The sequence below is a fragment of the Pedobacter gandavensis genome (genome assembly GCF_032678465.1).
Taxonomy (GTDB): domain Bacteria; phylum Bacteroidota; class Bacteroidia; order Sphingobacteriales; family Sphingobacteriaceae; genus Pedobacter; species Pedobacter gandavensis_B.
Genome location: NZ_JAVTSK010000011.1, coordinates 40,482 through 60,475, shown reverse-complemented (window position 1 = coordinate 60,475; position 19,994 = coordinate 40,482). Strand labels below are relative to the sequence as shown.

Sequence of the window (19,994 nt, the reverse complement as noted above, 5' to 3'; positions counted from 1 at the left end):
AGATTTCCAATTGTACTTTTAGATTCGCCTTTTAAAGTTCTATAAATTGACAAAGGAATTTTAAAGTAATTATGAATAAGGGCTGTTGATTTAAATAACCCTTATTTTTTATGCTGTCTCCTATACTGCGAAGGCGTAAGATTTAATACGACTTTAAATTGTTTGCTAAAATTGGCCCAGCTGTTGTAACCACTATTATAGCAAATGTCTAAAATTGCCCGGTCGGTATCCCTTAATAGTTTACAGGCATGACCGATTCTAAGTTCCTTAATGAAATCAAGATAACTTTTTTTGATGTTTCTTTTGAAGAAACGACAAAATGCAGGGACAGACATATTCGTAATTGCAGCAATCTCATTCAAAGAAATAGGATTTAAAAAGTGTTTAAAAGAGTAATCTATAATCGCTTCAATTACTGAGTTTTCTGCTGAACTGTTTGTTGTACTACAAGCCATCGTGATTACTTTTTGCTCAGCAGACAGGCTGATTTTTAACATGCAGTTTAACAATAACTGGATTCGGTCCATGCCTTCTGCACTTTCCAATCTCCTGATCATTGTGGCAATTTCATGGGATAAATCCCCCTCTAATTGTATTCCCGTATTGTTTTGTGCTAATAACTTCGCTATAGGTTTAATTTCTGGTAAGGATAAAAAACGATCTCCCCAAAAATCAGTTAGAAAATGAATCACAATGGCACTGCCAATGGTTTGCTTTTCTTGTTTTCTGAACCAATGGGGTACTTCGCCCTGTAGGAAATATACATCACCTTCTTTATACTCTCCAATATAATCGCCAATCAACGCAGTACCATTTCCTTCTGTAATCAGGATCAGCTCACATTCCAAGTGCTTGTGCCAGGCCGTCTCAAAATCTGGCGTTCTATATGTCCGACACGCAAAGGAGTGGTGTTCCTCGACGTATATTTTTTGTATAAGAGTTTTCATTCAGGCTGTTTGTGTGTGATTCGACTGCTATTTTCACCTAAAATACTGCAATTTAAACTGATAATTGATCAGATAGCGTATTTTTTTATCTAAATAGTAGTTGAATGAACGGAGGCTAATGCCGTACATTTAATTTAAGGTTAGGGATAGGTGCAGAAAAGATTTTAAAATAAATAACACACAAATTTATTTATATGAATGAAATTTTAATTGGCGCTGATTATGGAAAATAACAGCTATGATGCTATTGTTGTAGGCTCTGGAATTAGCGGCGGCTGGGCCGCTAAAGAGCTTTGCGAAAAGGGATTAAAAGTACTGATGTTGGAACGCGGTGGACCTTATGATCATGTTAAAGATTATAAAACCACCCATAAAAATCCCTGGGAACTGGAGCACCGTGGCAGAACTACTCAGGAACAAAAAAAGAAATATCCGGTTATTCACCGTGGTTGGGCAGCCTCAGAAGAAGTTATGGATGGCTGGGCAAATGAACAGGATTGTCCATATACAGAAACCAAGCCTTTTACCTGGTGGCGTAGCTACCGCATGGGGGGGCGATCCATTTTATGGGGTAGACAATCCTACCGTTGGAGTCAGATGGATTTCGAGGCGAATGAGAAAGATAATGTGGGTGTTCCATGGCCTATTGGCTATGATGATCTGGCGCCCTGGTACGACCATGTAGAGAAATTTGCCGGAATCAGCGGTTCTATTGAGCAGTTGCCACAATTACCCGACGGACAATTCTTACCGCCGATGGAGTTGAATTGTGTAGAAAAGGACATCGCCGAAAGGATAAAAAAAGAATACCATCAAAAAAGACATCTGATCATAGGCAGAGTGGCCAACCTTACCGCTGAGATTCCTGGCAGAACAAAATGCCAGTTTAGAAACCGCTGTTGGGAGGGATGCCCTTTTGGAGGATATTTTAGTACCCAATCTTCTACCTTACCTGCGGCGATGAAAACCGGAAACCTGACCGTTCGTCCTTATTCTTTGGTGAAGGAAGTGCTGTACGATAAGCAGACCAAAAAAGCCACTGGAGTGGAGGTGTTGGATACGGAGACCAACCAAACCTATGAGTTTAAAAGCAAGATCGTTTTTCTGTGTGCTTCCACTTTAAATAGTGCCTGGATATTGATGAACTCGGCTACAGATGTCTGGCCTGGAGGGATGGGTAGCAGTAGTGGGGAATTAGGACACAATGTGATGGATCACCATTATAATATTGGTGCTTCCGGAACGGTAGAAGGTTATGAAGATCAATATGTCTATGGCAGAAGAGCCAACGGATTTTACATCCCAAGATTTGTAAATATGGGAGGAGATAAAAGAGATTATTTACGGGGATTTGGATACCAGGGCGGTGCAGGCCGGCAAGGTTGGGGCAGAGAGATTGCTGAATTGAATTTAGGAGGCGATTTGAAAGATGCCCTGACTGAACCTGGTCAATGGACAATCGGAGCAACCGGTTTCGGTGAAATTCTTCCTTACCATGAAAATAAAGTCTCACTGGATAAAACAGTAAAAGACAAATGGAGATTGCCTGTGTTGAACATGGATGCGGAATTGAAAGAGAACGAGTTGAAAATGCGTAAAGATATAAAGGAAGAGATGCAGGCTATGTTTGAAGCTGCTGGTGTGAAAAATGTGAGCACCTATGATGGTGGACATGCATTAGGTCATGGCATCCATGAAATGGGCACTGCCAGAATGGGTAGAGATCCTAAAACTTCAGTCTTGAATAAATGGAATCAGGTATGGGATTGTACCAATGTTTACGTCACAGATGGTGCGTGTATGACTTCCTCCGCTTGTCAGAATCCCTCGCTGACTTATATGGCTTTAACCGCCAGAGCTGCAGATTATGCCGTATCTGAATTGAAAAAAAATAACGTCTAAGCTATGGATAGAAGAGAACTTTTAAAAATGATCGCATTACTATCTGGTGCTGCTGTGATTGGAAGTGATGTGCTACTCAGCGGTTGTAATTCTGGCTCCGAAAATGGAAATCAACATCTTTTTAGCAGCCAGGAAGAGGTATTCTTAGATGAAGTTGCAGATACAATGCTTCCTGATACGGCTAAAAGTCCGGGGGCGAAGGCGGCTAAAGTAGGGGCTTTGATGGCGGTAATCGTTAGGGATTGCTATACGGAAAGAGATCAACAGGTATTTAAACAAGGGATCGCTAAACTAAATGCGGCTTCGGAAAAGATGCATGGAACAAAATTCCTAAAAGCTACTGCTCCCCAAAGATTGGCATTGATTCTTGCAATGGATAAAGAATCAAAAGACTACCAGTCTAATAAATCAGCTCTTGAAGAAATTGAACGCAAAAAAGACAAGAATTTTACCAGCTTACCAGCTCATTATTTTACCATGATGAAGCAATTGTCTTTCTGGGCTTATTTCAGCTCTGAAATAGGAGCAACAAAGGCCATGCGGTATGTGGCTGCCCCAGGTCGCTATGAAGGTAGTGTACCCTATAAAAAAGGGGATAAATCCTGGGCCTAGATTATTAATACCATTTAAACTAAATCCCCATCAGACGCTCCTCAGCCTTTCCATTGCAATATGTACTGGAAGGAGAAGAGCGCTCTTTGGGTATAAAATACATTACAATGAAGAAGTTAATTTTATTATTGTGTTTCCTTTCGGTGTCATTAATGATATGTGCCGCCGAAATTAATCCGGCAAAACCACGAATCCTTGTTTTTTCTAAAACTACAGGTTTCAGGCATACTGCGATAGAAATCGGAAAACTGGCCATAATGAAGCTAGGAAAGCAAAACGGTTTTTTAGTAGATACTACTGAAAATGCAGCCTATTTTACCACTCATGGCCTAAAAAAATATGCTGCGGTAGTCTTCTTATCTACTACTGGCGATCTGTTTAATGCAGCCCAGAAGGCAAGTTTCGAAAAGTATATCCAGGGAGGTGCTGGCTTTGTTGGTGTTCATGCTGCAACTGATACTGAATACAATTGGCCATGGTATGGAAAATTGGTGGGTGCTTATTTTGTCAGTCACCCTGCACAGCAAATGGCAACCTTAAATGTCATTGATCGTACACATAGCTCTACTAAACACCTTCCTGAAGTTTGGAAACGGAAGGATGAATGGTACAATTTTAAGAACATTAATAAAGACCTGAAAGTGTTGATTACGATTGATGAGAAATCTTACACAGGTGGTATCAATGGGGATTCACACCCTATGGCCTGGTACCACAATTTTGACGGTGGACGCTCCTGGTATACTGAACTCGGACATACGGAAGAATCCTATGAAGACCCGAATTACCTAAAACACTTATTGGGTGGGATTCAATATGCCATCGGTAAATAAATTAAATTTTTAACCTCCATTTAATAACCTCCTTTAATGTCTTATTTTAAGAAAGTTAGTCAGGCAACAGTTCAGCTATTGCTTGTGGTTTGCCTATTGTCGCTTAGCAGGGTAAATGCACAGCAAGTGATTAATGCCCATTATAATATGGGCCGTTCAGGCTCCATTACCTATGCTACTGCACCAGATGTCCTAAAAGATCAATCGGGCAAAGGAAATGACCTGAAGAAGAAAGGGCAAGCAGTTTTCTTTGCCGATGCCCCTGCCGATAAAAAGCTAAACGGGGAAGGAGCAATCTCATTTAAAGACCAGGGAAGTTACAGTACGGAGAAAAAGCTGATACAAGGGAAAGTACCCTTCGTTCTGGAGGGATGGTTTCAGGCGAATAGCCGTCAGCATGGACAAAAAAGCGATGATAATAAGGGTGTTGCCATGGCTTATGGTGATGATAAATCCGGCTATGTACTCCTGCAGAAGGCTGATCAATGGATGTTGTGGATTGATGGAAAGGAAGTTTCTCTTACAATTGCAAAAGTAAATCCTGGTGAATGGATCCATATTGCTTTAGTTGATGATGGTAAATTCCTATCGGTATATGTCAATGCACGAAAAGTAATCGATGGATTAGCCTCAGCGAAAACTATAGCGAGTAATCTCTCCATTGGAGCACTAGGGAAACAACATTATTTTGATGGTTTGGTTTATGAATTGAGGTTGAGTACTTTAAATCAATTGAAATTCGACGGAGCTAAACATTTGTTGTTTAATGGGAAAAACCTGGCTAAAAAACAAAGAGAGGCCACAGAAACGCAACGGGCATTGGTAGCAGCCCTGGAAAAAAATAACACCATTATTAAAGTAAAGAACTTTCCCTTAAGTAATTTAAATTCAGCAGATTGGTTGGTGGATCCGGTAAGTACTCCGGTGCAATTATTGATGAAAAAGAGTGAAGATGAATTGTCAGCCAAGTTATTGCTTAGTAATGGCCTGATGAGCAGAGAATTTTATATTGCAGAAAATCTGGCCTGTGTAGGCTTCAAAAATGAATCGAATGATGCCCAGTTTCTTAGAGCAATAAAACCTGAGGCGAGAGTGATGCTGGACAGTACCTGGTATGACATTGGAGGATTGAGCGGGCAACCTGAGAAATCCTATCTAATGGAAAGCTGGTATCCTAATTTAATTGCGGAGCCTTCTGCCTTTCGTTTTGCTGGTATTGAAGTCGCTCCACCTGTAGCCCGATATCCATGGCAGCAAAAGTACAATGCGGTTCATGCTGATTGGCCTCCTAAGGGACTTCATGTTTTAATGCACTATCAGGCGCCGCGCAATAAAAATAATTGGAAGGATAAAGTACAAATCACCATTCATTACGAAATGTACGAAGGAATGCCAGTCATCGCGAAATGGCTAACGATCAATAATAATTCGGATAGTTCTTTTGTAGTTCGGGAAACGGAGACAGAAGTATTGGCCATCAATCAGGATCAGGTAAAGCGCATCCATATGGAAAGTGATTACTCTTTTGCATTGGCTAACGCAGACAGAGAAGGTGGTGCGTTGATGCATTATAAGGAAGCTCCACCGGCATATCAGACCGGAGAAAGTACCACTGCCTGGCGAATTGATGATGATTACCACACCTGGGCGTCACACAATCAGGCAGAAGATAAATTTCTTGGTTTTCCACATCATAACCTCTTGGTTAGTAGAGTGCCAATGGGGCCGGCTGAAACCTTGAAAAGTAAGTCTCAATTTACTTCTTTTACCAGCTTTGAGTTATTGCAGGACAATGACGACCGCGAGCGGCAGAGCCTGGCTCATCGTAGATTCTACAGGAAACTGGCTCCACAGGTCACCGAATCTTTAATTACCGCAGGAATTACCTCACATGATCAACCAAAATTAAAAGGCTTTATTGATCAGATGGGAGAGCTGGGCTTCGAAAGATTAGACATTATGGCCTGGCCTGGGATTGCTCATGATCAACTGGATACTGCATATGTAGCTTTATGGAAGGATATCGCCGACTACGCCAAGGCAAAAGGGATCGTAATGGGTGGATATGAGTTACAAGTGGCATCCAGAGGCAGGGGAGCACAATACGATTGTATTGACCCGGTTACACAGAAACCTGGGAGCTTGTTTGGGCAAAGTGTGTGTATTGCCAGTGATTGGCAAGATGATTATTATACCAAAATGTGGGAATTTTTTGATAAAACCGGACTGATGACCTACAATATGGATGGGCCATATCATGGGGATGTTTGTGCTGCTACCAACCATAAATACCACCATAATTTATATGATTCTCAATGGCAGCAATGGAAACAACAGGTACGTGTACTTCATGAATTGCAAGGCAGGAATATGTATGTTCCCATTCCTGACTGGTATTTTTTAAACGGACAATCCTCCACTGGAATGGGATATCGGGAAGCGAGTGCCAATTTAACACCCCAACAGCAATTATTACTGGGACGGCAATATATCTATGATGGTACCTGGCATAAAACCCCAACTATGGGCTGGATGTCTTTGCAATTGGTAGGTTTTTATACCAATGATCCGAGGGTGGGTTTGGAACCTCTGGTTGAAAATATCAACCGCTATGAACTTGCCTTGTTTCAGCACCTGGCCAGTGGTTGTCAGTTTACCCTCCGTGGCAACCGGCTTTACGATACTCCTGAAACGAAAGCGATGGTATCGAAATGGTTGGGTTGGTTTAAAAAGTACAGAGCCATTCTTACTTCCGATATCATCCATATCTCGCGACCAACAGGAAGAGATCTGGATGCCATGCTACACGTTAACTCCGGCTTAGAGGAAAAGGGAATGCTGGTGGTCTTTAATCCAACAGACCAGACCATTTCTAAACAGATGAAATTGCCATTGTATTATACAGGAATCAAAGGGCAAGCGAAAATAACAGACCAAAATGGACAGGTAAGTGATTTGGCGCTCAATGAAAAACAAGAGACTTTGATTAACGTAAGCATTCCCGCTGGTGGCTTTAGCTGGTTTACCATCAAACCATAACATCATTTCATGCCCCTGCAATAAGGTGGTAGATACCAATATATAAAAAATGAAGAAGAATTTAACAGGGCTATGGCTCAGCTTTTTATGCTTAAGCTTTGGAATACGATCATTAGCCCAGGCACCAACCAGCACAGTTGATCAATTTTTAAAGCAGTTGCATGGTACATTAAAATGTTCGGTAAAAGAGTTTAATGGAACAGAATTGATGAAGGAACATGAGTTTCAGGGAAAGTCCCTGAAAACAAAAACTGCCGATTGGGGCCTCATCCTAAACGCAGCTCCTATTTCAGGACGTCCTGATGCCATGAACCTTGTTGCATCATTTCAGCTAAATACGGGTCTGGCTAGATCATCCGCGGTTTCAGTAGCCTTTGATTTTAGTAATTGGAATCCAAAAAACTATGTGTTGGTCCCCGCATCCATTTATAATGGGAATCGTTATCGTTCTATTGGAAATAGTTATGATCCCCCATATCCTAAAGATATGTACTATAACCCCGCGGTTCCCTTGACGATTTCCAATAATCCCAGACTTTCTAATCAGGAGGGACAAGCTGGGTTGATTGAATTGCAAACTGGAAATGTGTCAACGCCAGCCATGTGTTTCTTTTCAGAGCAGGAAAAGAAAGGATTTATTGTACTGACGACACAGCAAAGCAGGCTTGGTAATAACGGATTAATGATTGCAGAAAATCATAGAAAGGACAGTTGTTCCTTTAGTATTTCTGCACCGGCAGTTCGTAAAATGGCTCCGGGTTTTGGTGATTTTCATTTGAGTAATGACCTGGCTCCAGATTGGAAGGCGGGTGATGAACTCCATCTTAGTTTTAAGGTTTACGTCTTCCATGCAGCTGGTATTCCGGATTTGTTAAAGAAATTCATGGAGATTCGAAAAGAACTTTCCGGAGCAAATCAGCCACGCAATATATTGCCCATGAGTAAGCTTTTTGAAGCTGCAACAGACATCTGTAAAGGAAACTTTATTGAGGTCCCTGCTGGTGCCTATTACATGCCCGAAAACAATAGAGACTTTCAGTTGGGATGGGTGAGTGGAATGATGAACACCTATCCGATGTTAGCCCTTAATGATCAAAAGGAACGTGATCGGGTGAGTAGAGAACTCGATTTTATAGTGGATAAACTTCAGGGAAAAAGTGGATATTTCTATGGGGGAATTACAGCTGCAGGAGATTTGAGGCCGGAAAAGATGAACAAAGATTTTAAACCCCTTCAGGCCATGGTCAGGAAAAATGCAGATGTGCTTCTTTGGTTAATGAAACATATTCAATTGCTAAAAGCTCAGGGATATTCCAGTAAGGTTAAATTAGCCTGGGAACATGCCGCTGAAAAACTGGCCACTGCCTTTGTTCGCAACTGGAAAAAAGATGGCGAATTCGGACAGTTTATCGCTCCGGAAACCGGTGAAATTGCCGTGTATAATTCAACTGCAGGCGCAATTGTACCAGCGGGTCTGGCCATGGCTTCTGATTATTTTAAAAATAAAGAATGGATGAAAGTGGCACAGGATGCTGCCAGATTCTATTATAAACGTGATGTAGAAAAGCAAGGCTTAACCGGCGGCCATTGTGGAGATATTTCTCAGGATGCAGATTCCGAATCTGCATTCGGTTTTCTGGAATCATTAATGGCTTTGTATTATTATACCGGAGAACAGGAGTGGATAGAAAAGGCAGAAACACAAGCTGCATTGGGCGCAACCTGGGTGTTTTCTTATGATCCGGTATTTCCGGAAAATAGCGCAATTGGAAAGTTAAAAAGTAACATGGCTGGAGCAATTTGGGCAAGTATTCAAAATAAACATTCTGCTCCCGGTATTTGTACGGCTTCTGGCGACTATATTTTTAAATTGTTCCGTGCCACCGGTAAAATGGTTTATGCAGATCTTATCCGGGATATACAACATGCACATGCAGAAGCGGTGAATATGCCCGGACACCCAACCACTAATGGGCTAATGGGCTCATCTATGGAAAGGATTCAGTTGAGTGATGCGGAAGGTAAAGGCAGTATTGGAAATTACATCAATACCCGAAATTCATGGACAGAAACCAATGGGATGTTGATGGCGATGGAATTGCCAGGAATTTACCTGAACACAGATCAGCAAAAATTGGTCGTGTTTGATCATGTAAAGGCAGAAATTCAGTCTGCCAGTTCCTCTGAAACAATTTTAGTGCTCAGCAATCCAACGGTTTATCCTGCTGAGGTGTCTTTCCTTTCCGAAACAGAAAGTCAGGCAAAAAAACCACTGAGCTATACCGCATTTTTAAAATGGCCGAAAGTACAACTGAAAGCCGGAGAATCCCTTAAAATACGGATTCAACCTGGCAATGAAATCAGTATATTATAGGCGAAACAAAATGACCAAATATAAACGCAACAACACACTTAAAAATGAGCACAAACGATTTTTCAAGACGACACTTTTTAAAACAAACCATGATGTTATCTGCCGTTGCAGCGCTGACACCTGGTTTGTTGATGGGGATGAATAAGGGGGATGTTAAATTTGCAAGTCCTAATGAAAGGGTAAACCTTGCCGGTATCGGTATAGGAAACAGGGGAGCAGAGATCATCATTGATTTATACAAGACCGGCCTGGTCAATATCGTTGCCCTTTGTGACGTAGACATGGGTGCAGCACATACCCTGGCAATTCTAAAACAATTTCCAGATGTACCTCGTTTTCAGGATTTCCGTCAGATGTTGGATAAAATGGGCAATCAAATTGATGCGGTCACTGTTGGAGTGCCGGATTTCTCTCATTTCCCGATCACCATGATGGCTATGGGTTTAGGAAAACATGTGTATGTAGAAAAGCCAATGGCCCGTACTTTCAATGAAGTCGAGCTGATGATGAAAGCAGCAAAGAAATATCCTAAATTGGTGACACAAATGGGGAATCAAGGGCATTCTGAAGCCAATTACTTCCAATTTAAAGCCTGGAAGGAAGCGGGCATCATTAAAGATGTGACTTCCATTACTGCTCATATGAATTCGCCAAGACGCTGGCATGGTTGGGATGTCAATATTAAATCCTTTCCTGCTGCCCAAACCTTGCCAGACAGCCTGGATTGGGACATCTGGCAAATGGCCACTACAGGACATGATTACAATAAGGATTTTGTAAACGGACAATGGCGTTGCTGGTTTGATTTTGGAATGGGCGCACTCGGCGACTGGGGTGCACATATACTGGATACTGCGCATGAATTTCTTGATCTGGGTTTGCCATATCAGATCAATCCGGTATTACAGGGACATAATGATTTCTTTTTCCCTACTTCCTCAACATTAGCTTTTAAATTTCCAAAAAGAGGGTCAATGCCAGCATTAGATGTGAATTGGTATGATGGCATTAATAATTTACCCCCAATTCCAAAAGGTTATGGGGTGTCTGGATTAGACCCAAATATTCCGCCACCAAGTACCGGTGTAATTGCACCTGCAAAATTAAACCCAGGAAAAATCATTTATAGTAAAGACCTTACCTTTAAAGGTGGTTCACACGGCAGTACCTTGTCGATTATTCCCGAGGAAAAAGCAATGGCTATGGCAAGCTACCTGCCTGAAGTACCTTTAAGTCCGAGTAACCATTTTAAGAATTTTATTCTGGCTTGTAAAGGAGAAGAAAAGGCAAGATCACCATTTGCAGTCGCCGGCCCATTAAGTCAGGTCTTTTGCCTGGGGGTACTTGCTCAAAAGTTGAACACAAATCTGGCGTTTGACCGAAAGAAAAAAGTGATCACCAACAATAAAACAGCTAACGCCTTATTGATCGGCCCGCCGCCACGTAAAGGTTGGGAGCAATATTATAAGGTCTAATTCTTCAGTCCTGGAGACTTAATGATTTAGCTATTATTCCGCCGATGTCAGCAGTTGATCTGCTCCCATCGGCGGGTAATGTTAGGAATGGTCTTTTAATTTACCCATTATTAATTCTATATCGCAGGGAGACCAGTCCTGTTTCATAGGTTTTGCTTTCCAACAATTCAAGTTGAGTCCGATGCTGTTGCTGATGAAACAGGGATTTACCAGCACCTAGGAGTATGGGATGAACAGAAAGCCACAATTCATCCACTAATCCTTCTTTCATCATGGCCTCAGTTAATTCAGCGCCGCCATATAACCAGATGTCCTTACCGGGTTGTTCTTTTATTTTTTTTGCGGCTTCCATACTATTTTCAGAGATAAGTACCGCCGCTTCTTTTACACTTTTCAAGGTTCTCGAGAATATATATTCCTTCATTTTCGGCATCCCAGGAATCATTTCTCCTGAGTTTTTTTCGGCATATTCCTGGGCGATATGATAGCTTTTTCGACCGATAAAGAGGGCATCAATACGCTCGAAAAAGTCATTTAAGCCATAATCCTGGTCAGTAAAGCACCAATCATATTCGCCATTTGGTCCTTCAATGTATCCATCCAGGCTTATGGCCAATCCCAATATAAGTTTTCTCATTTATTTTAAGTTTTTAAACAGTAAAACCGCAAAGATCTTGCCTGAGAAAATTGTACAAAACCGAGATCATCTTCATCACCATCTATTGTAGAGGAAAAGTATAATTACAAAAATTCCTGCAGATTATTTTACTGCTTCAATTTTTAATACCACACTGGTTCTGCCCGAATTTACATCAGGGTTAAAACCAACTGTATTTAAGAAATCACCGGAAAAAACCTGTGTTCCTTTTAAGCTGGAACTGGTTCCCGGATAAAGATTGATTTCCTGGATTTTATATTGCTTTTCTGGATCCAGTCCCTTTAATGGTATCGGAAGACTACTGTTCGCAGCATATCTGTTGTTCACCAAATAATTAAAGATTACACCAGATGTTTTTTCTTCATTTAGGTATAACATCGATGCTGTATTGCTGGTCCCTGGATCAGATAAGCGGTACTGATCTCCCTTCCAGATGATCGTCTTTAAACCATTATAATTTTTAATGGCCTCCTGACAAAATTTAAGGTCTTGTTCCGGCAATTTACTCACCACGATATCAAAGCCTAATTTACCCATCATGGCTACATCTGTACGGAATTTTATAGGTTGTTTACCCCAGTCTGTCACATGATTGGCACTGGCAATAGCAGGGTAGAAGTAAGAGTATTCCCACTGCATAAAAATGCGTTCCAATGGATCTGTATTGTCGCTTGGCCAGAACTCAGTGAAATATTGCAAAGCGGCATAATCTACCCTTCCGCCACCACCTGAGCAAAGCATCATCGGTACCTTGGGATATTTCGTTCTGATTCTTTCTAAAACTTTGTATAAACCTTTCACATATTCAATGTAAAAATGGCTCTGGTTTTTCAGCGTGGCCGAATGTGCATTATAAATTACCGCATTACAATCCCATTTGATATAGGCCAGCTCGGGATTCTTTGTAAATAAATCAGCTACCACCCCGTATACAAAATCCTGAACCTTTGGATTGGTCAGGTCAAGGATCAATTGGTTTCTGAAATAATGTTCAGCTCTGTTTGGTTGTTTAACCACCCATTCCGGATGTTTTTCATACAGCTCACTTTTAGGATTCACCATCTCCGGTTCTATCCAGATTCCAAATTTCACCTGGTTCTGTTTAGCTTCCTTTACTAAAGAAGAAATTCCATTTGGTAATTTGGTTTTATTCTCCTGCCAGTCGCCTAAACCTGCAACGTCCCCATTGCGCGGATATTTATTGGCAAACCAACCATCGTCCAATAAAAACAGTTCCACACCTAGTTTTTTGGTGTCTTTTAATAGTCCGGCAAGCTTCTGCTCATTGAAATCGAAATATGTGGCTTCCCAGTTGTTCAGTAAGGTTAAGCGGTTGCCTTTACCATCCAGCAATTTATAGTTTCTGGCCCAGTTGTGCAGGTTTCTGCTGGCTAGCCCTTTCCCTTTGGTAGAAAGTGTGTATAAAAATACAGGGGTAACAAAGTCTTCATTTGGCTTTAAGGTATAAGGCGAAGCGTAATTATTGATGCCCGATATGATGCGTAGGTTGTCCTGAAAATCCAGCTCCAGGTCGGTGCGGAAGTTGCCGCTATAGGCTAAACTTCCAAACAACACTGTACCTTCATCTTCTGACGCAAGTTTGTTCAGAGAAACCATAAATACCGGTGGCTGGAAAAGGTCCGCACGAGTACCTAATTTGGAATCCAATGTTTTAATCCCGTGACTAAGTTTGGATTCCTCAGGTTGCATTTCCTTTGCCCAGTCGCCGTGATACTGTGTTAAATAGAAATTGCCACCCTTTAAATAAAGATTTGCCGAAGCATATTTATGAAGGACAACATTGCCTTTTTCCGTATGGTTAATCGTCGACCATTGCTCAATGACGTCCTCTTTAAAGTAGATTTTATAGTGTAGCGTCACCTTGAAATTATAGACAGGATCTTTTAGGGAGATGTTCAGTAAAGTTACATTGTTACTAATGTTTTTAAGTTCATGGTTCACATAAACCAGGTTTAAAGAGTTGTTGCCGTCAGCATGAGTGACTGTTATGGCTGGTTCCAATAAATTTGTTGAACCGGAAGGTGTATAGACTGAATTCAATACTCCGGTGAAATCCGAGCCTTGTTGATACTGTGCGCTCACCTGTGTATATTCCTGTGCTTTGCTGAGTTTTTTTCCAAAGTAAATGGTACCAAGTTGTTGATCCTTATCGGTTTGAAAAACGATCGCATTGTGTTGCGTTTCTACAGGAATAGTGACAGATTGTGCTACTATTTTGCTGGAAATAACTGCGGAAAATAAAAGTAAAAAACAGTAGGGAAGTGATCGTGGATTCAATCGGGGCTTTGGCATTTTTAAAATCGGTTTATAGGTTGTTTGTGTGTGTGTTGATGATCAGTAGAACTGAGGTTCATCGCCTAAATATAGGAAATTTTGGTAGAAGCCAATATTCAGCTATGTTTGGCCCAATCCTGTAAACCTGGTCCTCAAATCCTGACCGAAAAATTGTATTTAAACAAATAAGGCCGGTTAAAAACCGACCCTATTATGATTATTAACCTATTATTGTATTATTTCTTATGGAAACTTTCAACCCCGCTTTTTAGGTAAGCCAGGTATTCAGTAGCATCAAAGATTGCTCCCTGAGGCTTTACCAGTGGGTTCAGATCATGACCCGCCAGCACATAGAAAGGCTGACTGTTCGATACGTATTTTGTGGCCTGGAAATCTCCGTTCCATCTGCCTAAATCATCCGTATTGGTTCTCAGGACTTCTGAATAATGTACCTTTTCTTTCGGCATTTTGATGTTTCTTTCATCAACATACAACTGGATCAATACATATTCTTCCTTGATAATTTGAGCTACCTGAGGATCAGTCCAGATCTTATCTTCCATCTTACGACAGTTCACGCAGGCATGCCCGGTAAAGTCGATCAGGATAGGCTTGTTCACTTTTTTAGCATAAGCAACTCCTTCATCCAGGTCAAAGAATGGGTTGAAACCAATCGGAGCTTTCAATACCTCACTGTATTTTACTTTTGAAGGAAAATCTGTTGGTGCAGCAGCAGCTGCTGAAGAACCTCCGCCAGTCAGGATAAAGTCCTGGGTATTCATTGGAGGAGCTAAACCACTCAGTACGTTTACAGGAGCACCCCAAAGTCCTGGAACGATATAGATCGCAAATGCAAAAGAAACAATAGCAAAGAATAACCTCGGAACCGATACATAAGGAACATCACTATCATGAGAAAACTTCAGCTTACCCAGGATATAAATCCCCATCAGGAAGAAGATCACAATCCAAAGGGCCAGGAAGATCTCCCTGTCGAACCATTGCCAGTGCCATACCAGGTCGGCAGCCGACAAAAATTTCAAGGCCAATGCCAGTTCCAGGAAACCCAGACATACTTTAATCGTATTCAACCAGCCACCTGATTTAGGCATGCTGTTTAAAAATCCAGGGAAAATCGCTGAAATGGTAAAAGGTAGGGCAAGGGCCAATGCAAAACCAAACATCCCTATTGCAGGAGCCAGCAATTCACCTTTTGAACTCGCCTGAACCAATAAGGTACCGATAATCGGACCTGTGCAGGAGAAGGAAACGAGTGCAAGAGAAGCAGCCATAAAGAATATGCCACCTAATCCTTTACTGTTATCCGCCTTTTGGTCAATTTTATTTACCAATGAACTTGGTAAGGTAATTTCAAAGGCACCAAAAAAGGAAACCGCAAAAACCAATAGCAAGATAAAGAAGGCCAGGTTAAACCAGCCACTGCTGCTTAGTTCGTTCAGCATAGCAGAACCAAAAATCACCGTAATCAGTAAACCAAGTGCGACATAAATCACAATAATGGATAAACCATAGATAATGGCCTGACTGATGCCTTTTTGTCTGCTCCCGGCACGTTTGGTGAAATAACTAACCGTAAGGGGAACCATTGGGAAAATACAAGGCATCAGGAAGGCAATAAAACCTCCTGCCAGGCCTGCAATAAATGTATCCCAAAGTGTTTTTTCCTGATTGCTATGGTCAGCAGTTTTGCTTTCCTCTACCTTGCTGCTTTCAGCGACTTTAGCAGTAGAATCAGCTACCGGAGCAACCAGTTTTTCTTCTGTTTTAGGCGCAACCGTATCGGAAACTTTTGTCGCTGAAGAATCAGCACCAATCTCTGTAAATGTTAAGTCGGAAGGCATTTCTTCTGATTCCTGAGCCATCACCACACTTAGAGAAACGATATGGAACAGTATTCCCAGAAGAAATGTTTTTAGAATTATCTGATAACGCATCTTTCTTATTTAACTGGGATTGAAAATTCAACAGTTTCCGGAGGTAGGCATTGCTGGTCGTTACAGACCATAAACTCAACTGTACCTTTAACCAGTGCTTTTGGCGTAGTTAATTTGATTTTTTGTTGAAAAACTACTGAATTTGCAAAGTAGCTCACATTCATATCAAAGGACTTCTCAAATTTCGTTACCGCTTTTGGCTCTATGGTTTTTCCAATCAGTTTATAGGCTTTCGAAGGACTAAAACTGAAAGCTGTTTTCACTGGTCCGCCATCTGCCATATTTTGAGAATAAAGGTGCCAGCCATCTTCAATCGTGGCTTTCAAATATAATACAGCTTCTGTTTTTGAAGTTTTTTTAGCGGCATAACTCCATTTAACAGGTTTTAAAATCTGACTGCTTGCAGAGAAGCTGCACATCAGTGCAAATACAAATACGAATAAATTTTTCATTTCTATTGGTGGTATTGTTTAGGTTTATTTTTCGGAAAGTCTGCAGATCGGGTCGAAACCAGTAAAAATGGTATCGGTAGAAATGTAGGAATCCTGGATGGGTTCTTCTTTTACTAAGTCTGTACTCAGGTATTTTTTATTGCTGTCGGATAGGAGGGTAACTACTACTGCATCAGCGCCCATTTCCTGTTGTAATTTAATTGCACCAATCACATTGGCTCCTGAAGAAATCCCTACAGCAAGTCCCAGTTCTTTAGCCAGTTTTTGCGCCATAATGATCGCATCACCGTCGTTTGCCTGAATCACCTGATCAAGATTTTCAAGTTTTACAATCTGAGGAATGAACTCATCAGAAATGCCTTGAATCCTGTGACTACCCACTTTATATCCTGTGGTTAAAGTTGGACTTTCAGCTGGCTCCAAAGGGTGTACTTTGATGTTTGGCTGATGCGCTTTTAAGCGTTTACCCACACCCATTACGGTACCACCTGTACCTACACCAGCTACAAAAGCATCAGGAATCAGATTTCTGCTTTGCAGTTGTTCCCAGATCTCCTGACCTGTAGTTTTTTCATGGGCCTGCTCATTGTATTTATTCTCAAATTGCTGTGGCAGGAACACATTGCCATTGGCAGCAAGTTCTTCACATAATTTAATACTACCCAGGAAACCTCCTTCTTCTTTGCTGATCAAAACTACTTCAGCTCCCAGGCTTTTGATGATGTCAATTCGCTCTTTACTCAGCCAGTTCGGCATAATGATTTTTACCGGGTGACCTAAAGCTGTTCCAATTGCTGCAAAAGCAATTCCTGTATTTCCACTTGTAGCTTCAATAATGGTATCTCCAGGGCGGATAGAGCAGTTGTTATAAGCCTCAAACATGATATTAAGAGCCATACGATCTTTAATACTTCCGGTAAGGTTGTAATGCTCACATTTCACATATACTTTTCCTGGTTTTCCCTTGTAGGTATATTGAAGTTCCAACATGGGGGTATTCCCAATTAAATGGGTAAGGTTTTTGAATTTCGCAGCTAAATCTGTAGTCATACAAGCTGGTTCATTAATTTCAGCAATCATCGCTTTTTTATAAATTAGTAATGGCCAAAACTCTATATATTCCTTTTAATACACAATGGATATACATATATTCCGTTTTTTTAATGGAAAAAATATAATTTTGCTATCTTTTTACTGATTACGACTGTTTAAAGTGTACTGTAACTGTTTTTTTTACACCAAACCTATTTTAACCTATGCAATTAGACGCTATTGACCACGAACTTTTAAAAATTCTGCAACGGGATGCGACACTGACGAATAAGGATCTTGCCAATCAACTACATAGATCGGTGGCCGCAATTCAGGAGAGAAGGAGGAAATTGAATGATTTGGGCTATATACAAAGTACAGTGGCGATATTGGATCGAAACAAGATTGACCGCGGACTGATTACTTTTCCGCATGTGCACATGAATAGCCATACCGCTGAAATCCTGATTGAATTTGAAGCAGAGGTTTCTAAATTTGAAGAAGTGATGGAATGTTTCCAGATGTCCGGGGATTGCGATTTTATCCTGAAGGTGTCGACCGCCAATCTGGAGGAATACTCTAATTTTTTAAGAGATAAACTGGCCAAATTACCGAATGTTTCCAGAGTCAACAGTTCTTTTGTATTGAGGGTCGTGAAAAATATTACTGCTTATCCAATTTAAGATCGCTCTTTAGATTTGCTGTTGTCTTATTTTTTGTAGTAATCTGGATGACACCATCTTTAGCTCTGTCACCATACATTTCAATGGCTTGAGCACCTTTAATGATATTAATGGCTTCAATATGATTTGGATTGATGGAATTGATATCGGTAATCATTTCCACCCCATCCAGAAAAAATAAGGGTTTAGGGCTAATTACTGAGTTTTCTTTTCCATTTACTTTGACATCAATGGTGTGATTTCTTTCAGTGAGTAGCTGATTTTCCTGGGGTGTTACAGGCTGATTTTCCAGTTTAATTTCGGGCCTGGCACTTATTTTTAAGGAAGTCCTTTTGTTTTTTCCTACAGCTACTTTTTTTATTGGGTTGTTGATCATTGCGGTGGCTTCCATCACCTCATTTCTTGCCGCTGGTTTTTCTATGGCTGACTTTTCTAAAGCAGGCCTTTGCTGGGTAGCAGCTGGTTCCTGTAAAATTATTTCAGGTTCTGAGAATGCCCATAGGAAGAATGCTAAAGCAGGTAGAATGCTCAGCACTGCTGTTTTTTTGATCCAGACTGAAGCAGGTCTAGCCAACATTTTAATTCTTTGCTGAGGATAGTGATAGAAAGCGCTTGAAATACTAAACACCCGTGTACCCACAAAATGGTTCAGGAGTACGGCACGATAACCTGCAACTGAACTCCCTTGTTTTAAAACATGCTCATCCGCTAAAAATTCGTGGTTTTGTCGGATGGCTTTTAGATAAATCCAGGCCAATGGATTGAACCATTGGAGGCTGCAAAATAATTGTGCCAATACCAGATCTGCCCAATGCGCTTGTTTTACATGCGCGAGTTCATGTCTGAGTATCATTTTCTTTTCTGTATCAGAAAGTTCCTCTGAGCTGTCAAAAAAGATGTAGTTAAATACAGAGAAGGAGGATTTAAATTCCGGGGTACTCACCAGCCGGCAATTTTTAATGGAACGGTATCCTGATTTGGAGATCACCTTTTTGATTTTTAGCAATCCGAAAATATGACGAGCCAGTAAAAAGAGGACAATTACAGCATAAGCAATTCCCACATAACTACTCAAAAGGTTCTCTTTTATCAGGGAGGAATCTATGCCAGCACTCAGCTCATTAGCAGCATTACTTATTGGAAGGTTTAACCTCAGCTCATAGGTGTAAGTATAGAAAGGTAGAAGTATGGAACAAATCAATCCGCTGATTAAAAAATACCTGTTGAAACGAAAGAAGGTTTCATTCTTAAGAAAACACCAGTAAACGCCGAAAAACAACGTAATGCAGCATACAGATTTCAATAGATATAGCCCCAATACTTCCATAATTATTTAGCTTTTTTCTCTTTATCAAGTTCCTCTTTGGTGTCTTTGATCAATAAATCCAGTTCTTCAATACTGTAGTTGTTTTCTCTGGCAAAAAAGGAAGCCATAGCGGCAAAAGAATTGTTGAAATAGTTCTTCAGTAAGCCGGATAACTGCGTTTTAGAATAGCCTTCTTTGCTGACCAAAGGTGTGTAGATATTGACTCTTCCCTGGCTGCTATGACTGGCAAATCCTTTGTTTTCCAAAATACTCAATACGGTTGCAACAGTAGTACGGGCAGGTTTAACTTCCTCCAGCCTGTCTCTGATGTCTTGTACAGTACCTTCTCCCAGTTCCCATAACACCTGCATTATTTGTTCTTCAGCCTTTGTAAGCTGCACATTTACCAATCCATTCATCATTTAAAGATA

Annotated in this window: 15 protein-coding genes; 7 read left to right on the top strand and 8 right to left on the bottom strand. The window is 40.9% G+C overall.

The genetic code is table 11. The features are described from left to right. Positions 1-101 precede the first annotated feature (101 nt). Complete coding sequence (locus R2Q94_RS18405) at positions 102-947, bottom strand: AraC family transcriptional regulator (RefSeq protein WP_316822944.1); 846 nt, start codon at positions 945-947, stop codon at positions 102-104. A gap of 222 nt (positions 948-1,169) precedes the next feature. On the opposite strand from R2Q94_RS18405, the gene R2Q94_RS18400 reads away from it, so the two are divergent. The 6 genes from R2Q94_RS18400 (at position 1,170) to R2Q94_RS18375 (ending at position 11,182) form a co-directional block, all read left to right on the top strand. Continuing rightward, positions 1,170-2,849, top strand: a complete 1,680-nt coding sequence (locus R2Q94_RS18400; RefSeq protein WP_316822943.1) for a GMC family oxidoreductase — start codon at positions 1,170-1,172, stop codon at positions 2,847-2,849. A gap of 3 nt (positions 2,850-2,852) precedes the next feature. Continuing rightward, positions 2,853-3,461 carry a gluconate 2-dehydrogenase subunit 3 family protein gene (locus R2Q94_RS18395; protein ID WP_316822942.1) on the top strand — a complete coding sequence of 203 codons (609 nt, stop codon included), beginning with the start codon at positions 2,853-2,855 and terminating at the stop codon, positions 3,459-3,461. 107 nt (positions 3,462-3,568) lie between these two features. After that, complete coding sequence (locus R2Q94_RS18390; RefSeq protein ID WP_316822941.1) at positions 3,569-4,294, top strand: ThuA domain-containing protein; 726 nt, start codon at positions 3,569-3,571, stop codon at positions 4,292-4,294. Positions 4,295-4,330: 36 nt separating this feature from the next. Beyond that, on the top strand, positions 4,331-7,333 hold the full coding sequence (locus R2Q94_RS18385) for a LamG-like jellyroll fold domain-containing protein (protein ID WP_316822940.1): 3,003 nt from the start codon (positions 4,331-4,333) through the stop codon (positions 7,331-7,333). A gap of 49 nt (positions 7,334-7,382) precedes the next feature. Beyond that, on the top strand, positions 7,383-9,707 hold the full coding sequence (locus tag R2Q94_RS18380) for a hypothetical protein (protein WP_316822939.1): 2,325 nt from the start codon (positions 7,383-7,385) through the stop codon (positions 9,705-9,707). Positions 9,708-9,751: 44 nt separating this feature from the next. Then, a complete protein-coding gene (locus R2Q94_RS18375; RefSeq protein ID WP_316822938.1) occupies positions 9,752-11,182 on the top strand; it encodes a Gfo/Idh/MocA family oxidoreductase in 1,431 nt (476 codons plus the stop codon). A 100-nt stretch (positions 11,183-11,282) separates the two neighbouring features. Here the strand turns inward: R2Q94_RS18375 and R2Q94_RS18370 are convergent, their stop codons facing one another. From R2Q94_RS18370 to R2Q94_RS18350, 5 genes are all read right to left on the bottom strand, one after another. Next, on the bottom strand, positions 11,283-11,819 hold the full coding sequence (locus R2Q94_RS18370) for a dihydrofolate reductase family protein (protein ID WP_316822936.1): 537 nt from the start codon (positions 11,817-11,819) through the stop codon (positions 11,283-11,285). A gap of 123 nt (positions 11,820-11,942) precedes the next feature. Continuing rightward, a complete protein-coding gene (locus R2Q94_RS18365) occupies positions 11,943-14,153 on the bottom strand; it encodes an alpha-galactosidase (RefSeq protein WP_316822935.1) in 2,211 nt (736 codons plus the stop codon). Positions 14,154-14,371: 218 nt separating this feature from the next. Continuing rightward, positions 14,372-16,090, bottom strand: a complete 1,719-nt coding sequence (locus R2Q94_RS18360; RefSeq protein WP_316822934.1) for a protein-disulfide reductase DsbD family protein — start codon at positions 16,088-16,090, stop codon at positions 14,372-14,374. A gap of 5 nt (positions 16,091-16,095) precedes the next feature. Further along, on the bottom strand, positions 16,096-16,542 hold the full coding sequence (locus R2Q94_RS18355; RefSeq protein WP_316822933.1) for a protein-disulfide reductase DsbD N-terminal domain-containing protein: 447 nt from the start codon (positions 16,540-16,542) through the stop codon (positions 16,096-16,098). Positions 16,543-16,566: 24 nt separating this feature from the next. Beyond that, complete coding sequence (locus R2Q94_RS18350; protein ID WP_316822932.1) at positions 16,567-17,592, bottom strand: PLP-dependent cysteine synthase family protein; 1,026 nt, start codon at positions 17,590-17,592, stop codon at positions 16,567-16,569. A 206-nt stretch (positions 17,593-17,798) separates the two neighbouring features. Here R2Q94_RS18350 and R2Q94_RS18345 point away from each other — a divergent pair, with 206 nt between their 5' ends. Beyond that, entirely contained in the window at positions 17,799-18,257 is a 459-nt protein-coding gene (locus R2Q94_RS18345; RefSeq protein ID WP_316822931.1) for an Lrp/AsnC family transcriptional regulator, read from the top strand. Here the strand turns inward: R2Q94_RS18345 and R2Q94_RS18340 are convergent. Both R2Q94_RS18340 and R2Q94_RS18335 read right to left on the bottom strand, forming a co-directional pair. Continuing rightward, positions 18,238-19,584, bottom strand: coding sequence for a M56 family metallopeptidase (locus tag R2Q94_RS18340; RefSeq protein WP_316822930.1), 1,347 nt, complete (start codon positions 19,582-19,584; stop codon positions 18,238-18,240). The genes R2Q94_RS18345 and R2Q94_RS18340 overlap by 20 nt on opposite strands. 2 nt (positions 19,585-19,586) lie before the next feature. Then, positions 19,587-19,985 carry a BlaI/MecI/CopY family transcriptional regulator gene (locus R2Q94_RS18335; protein WP_316822929.1) on the bottom strand — a complete coding sequence of 133 codons (399 nt, stop codon included), beginning with the start codon at positions 19,983-19,985 and terminating at the stop codon, positions 19,587-19,589. Positions 19,986-19,994 lie beyond the last annotated feature (9 nt).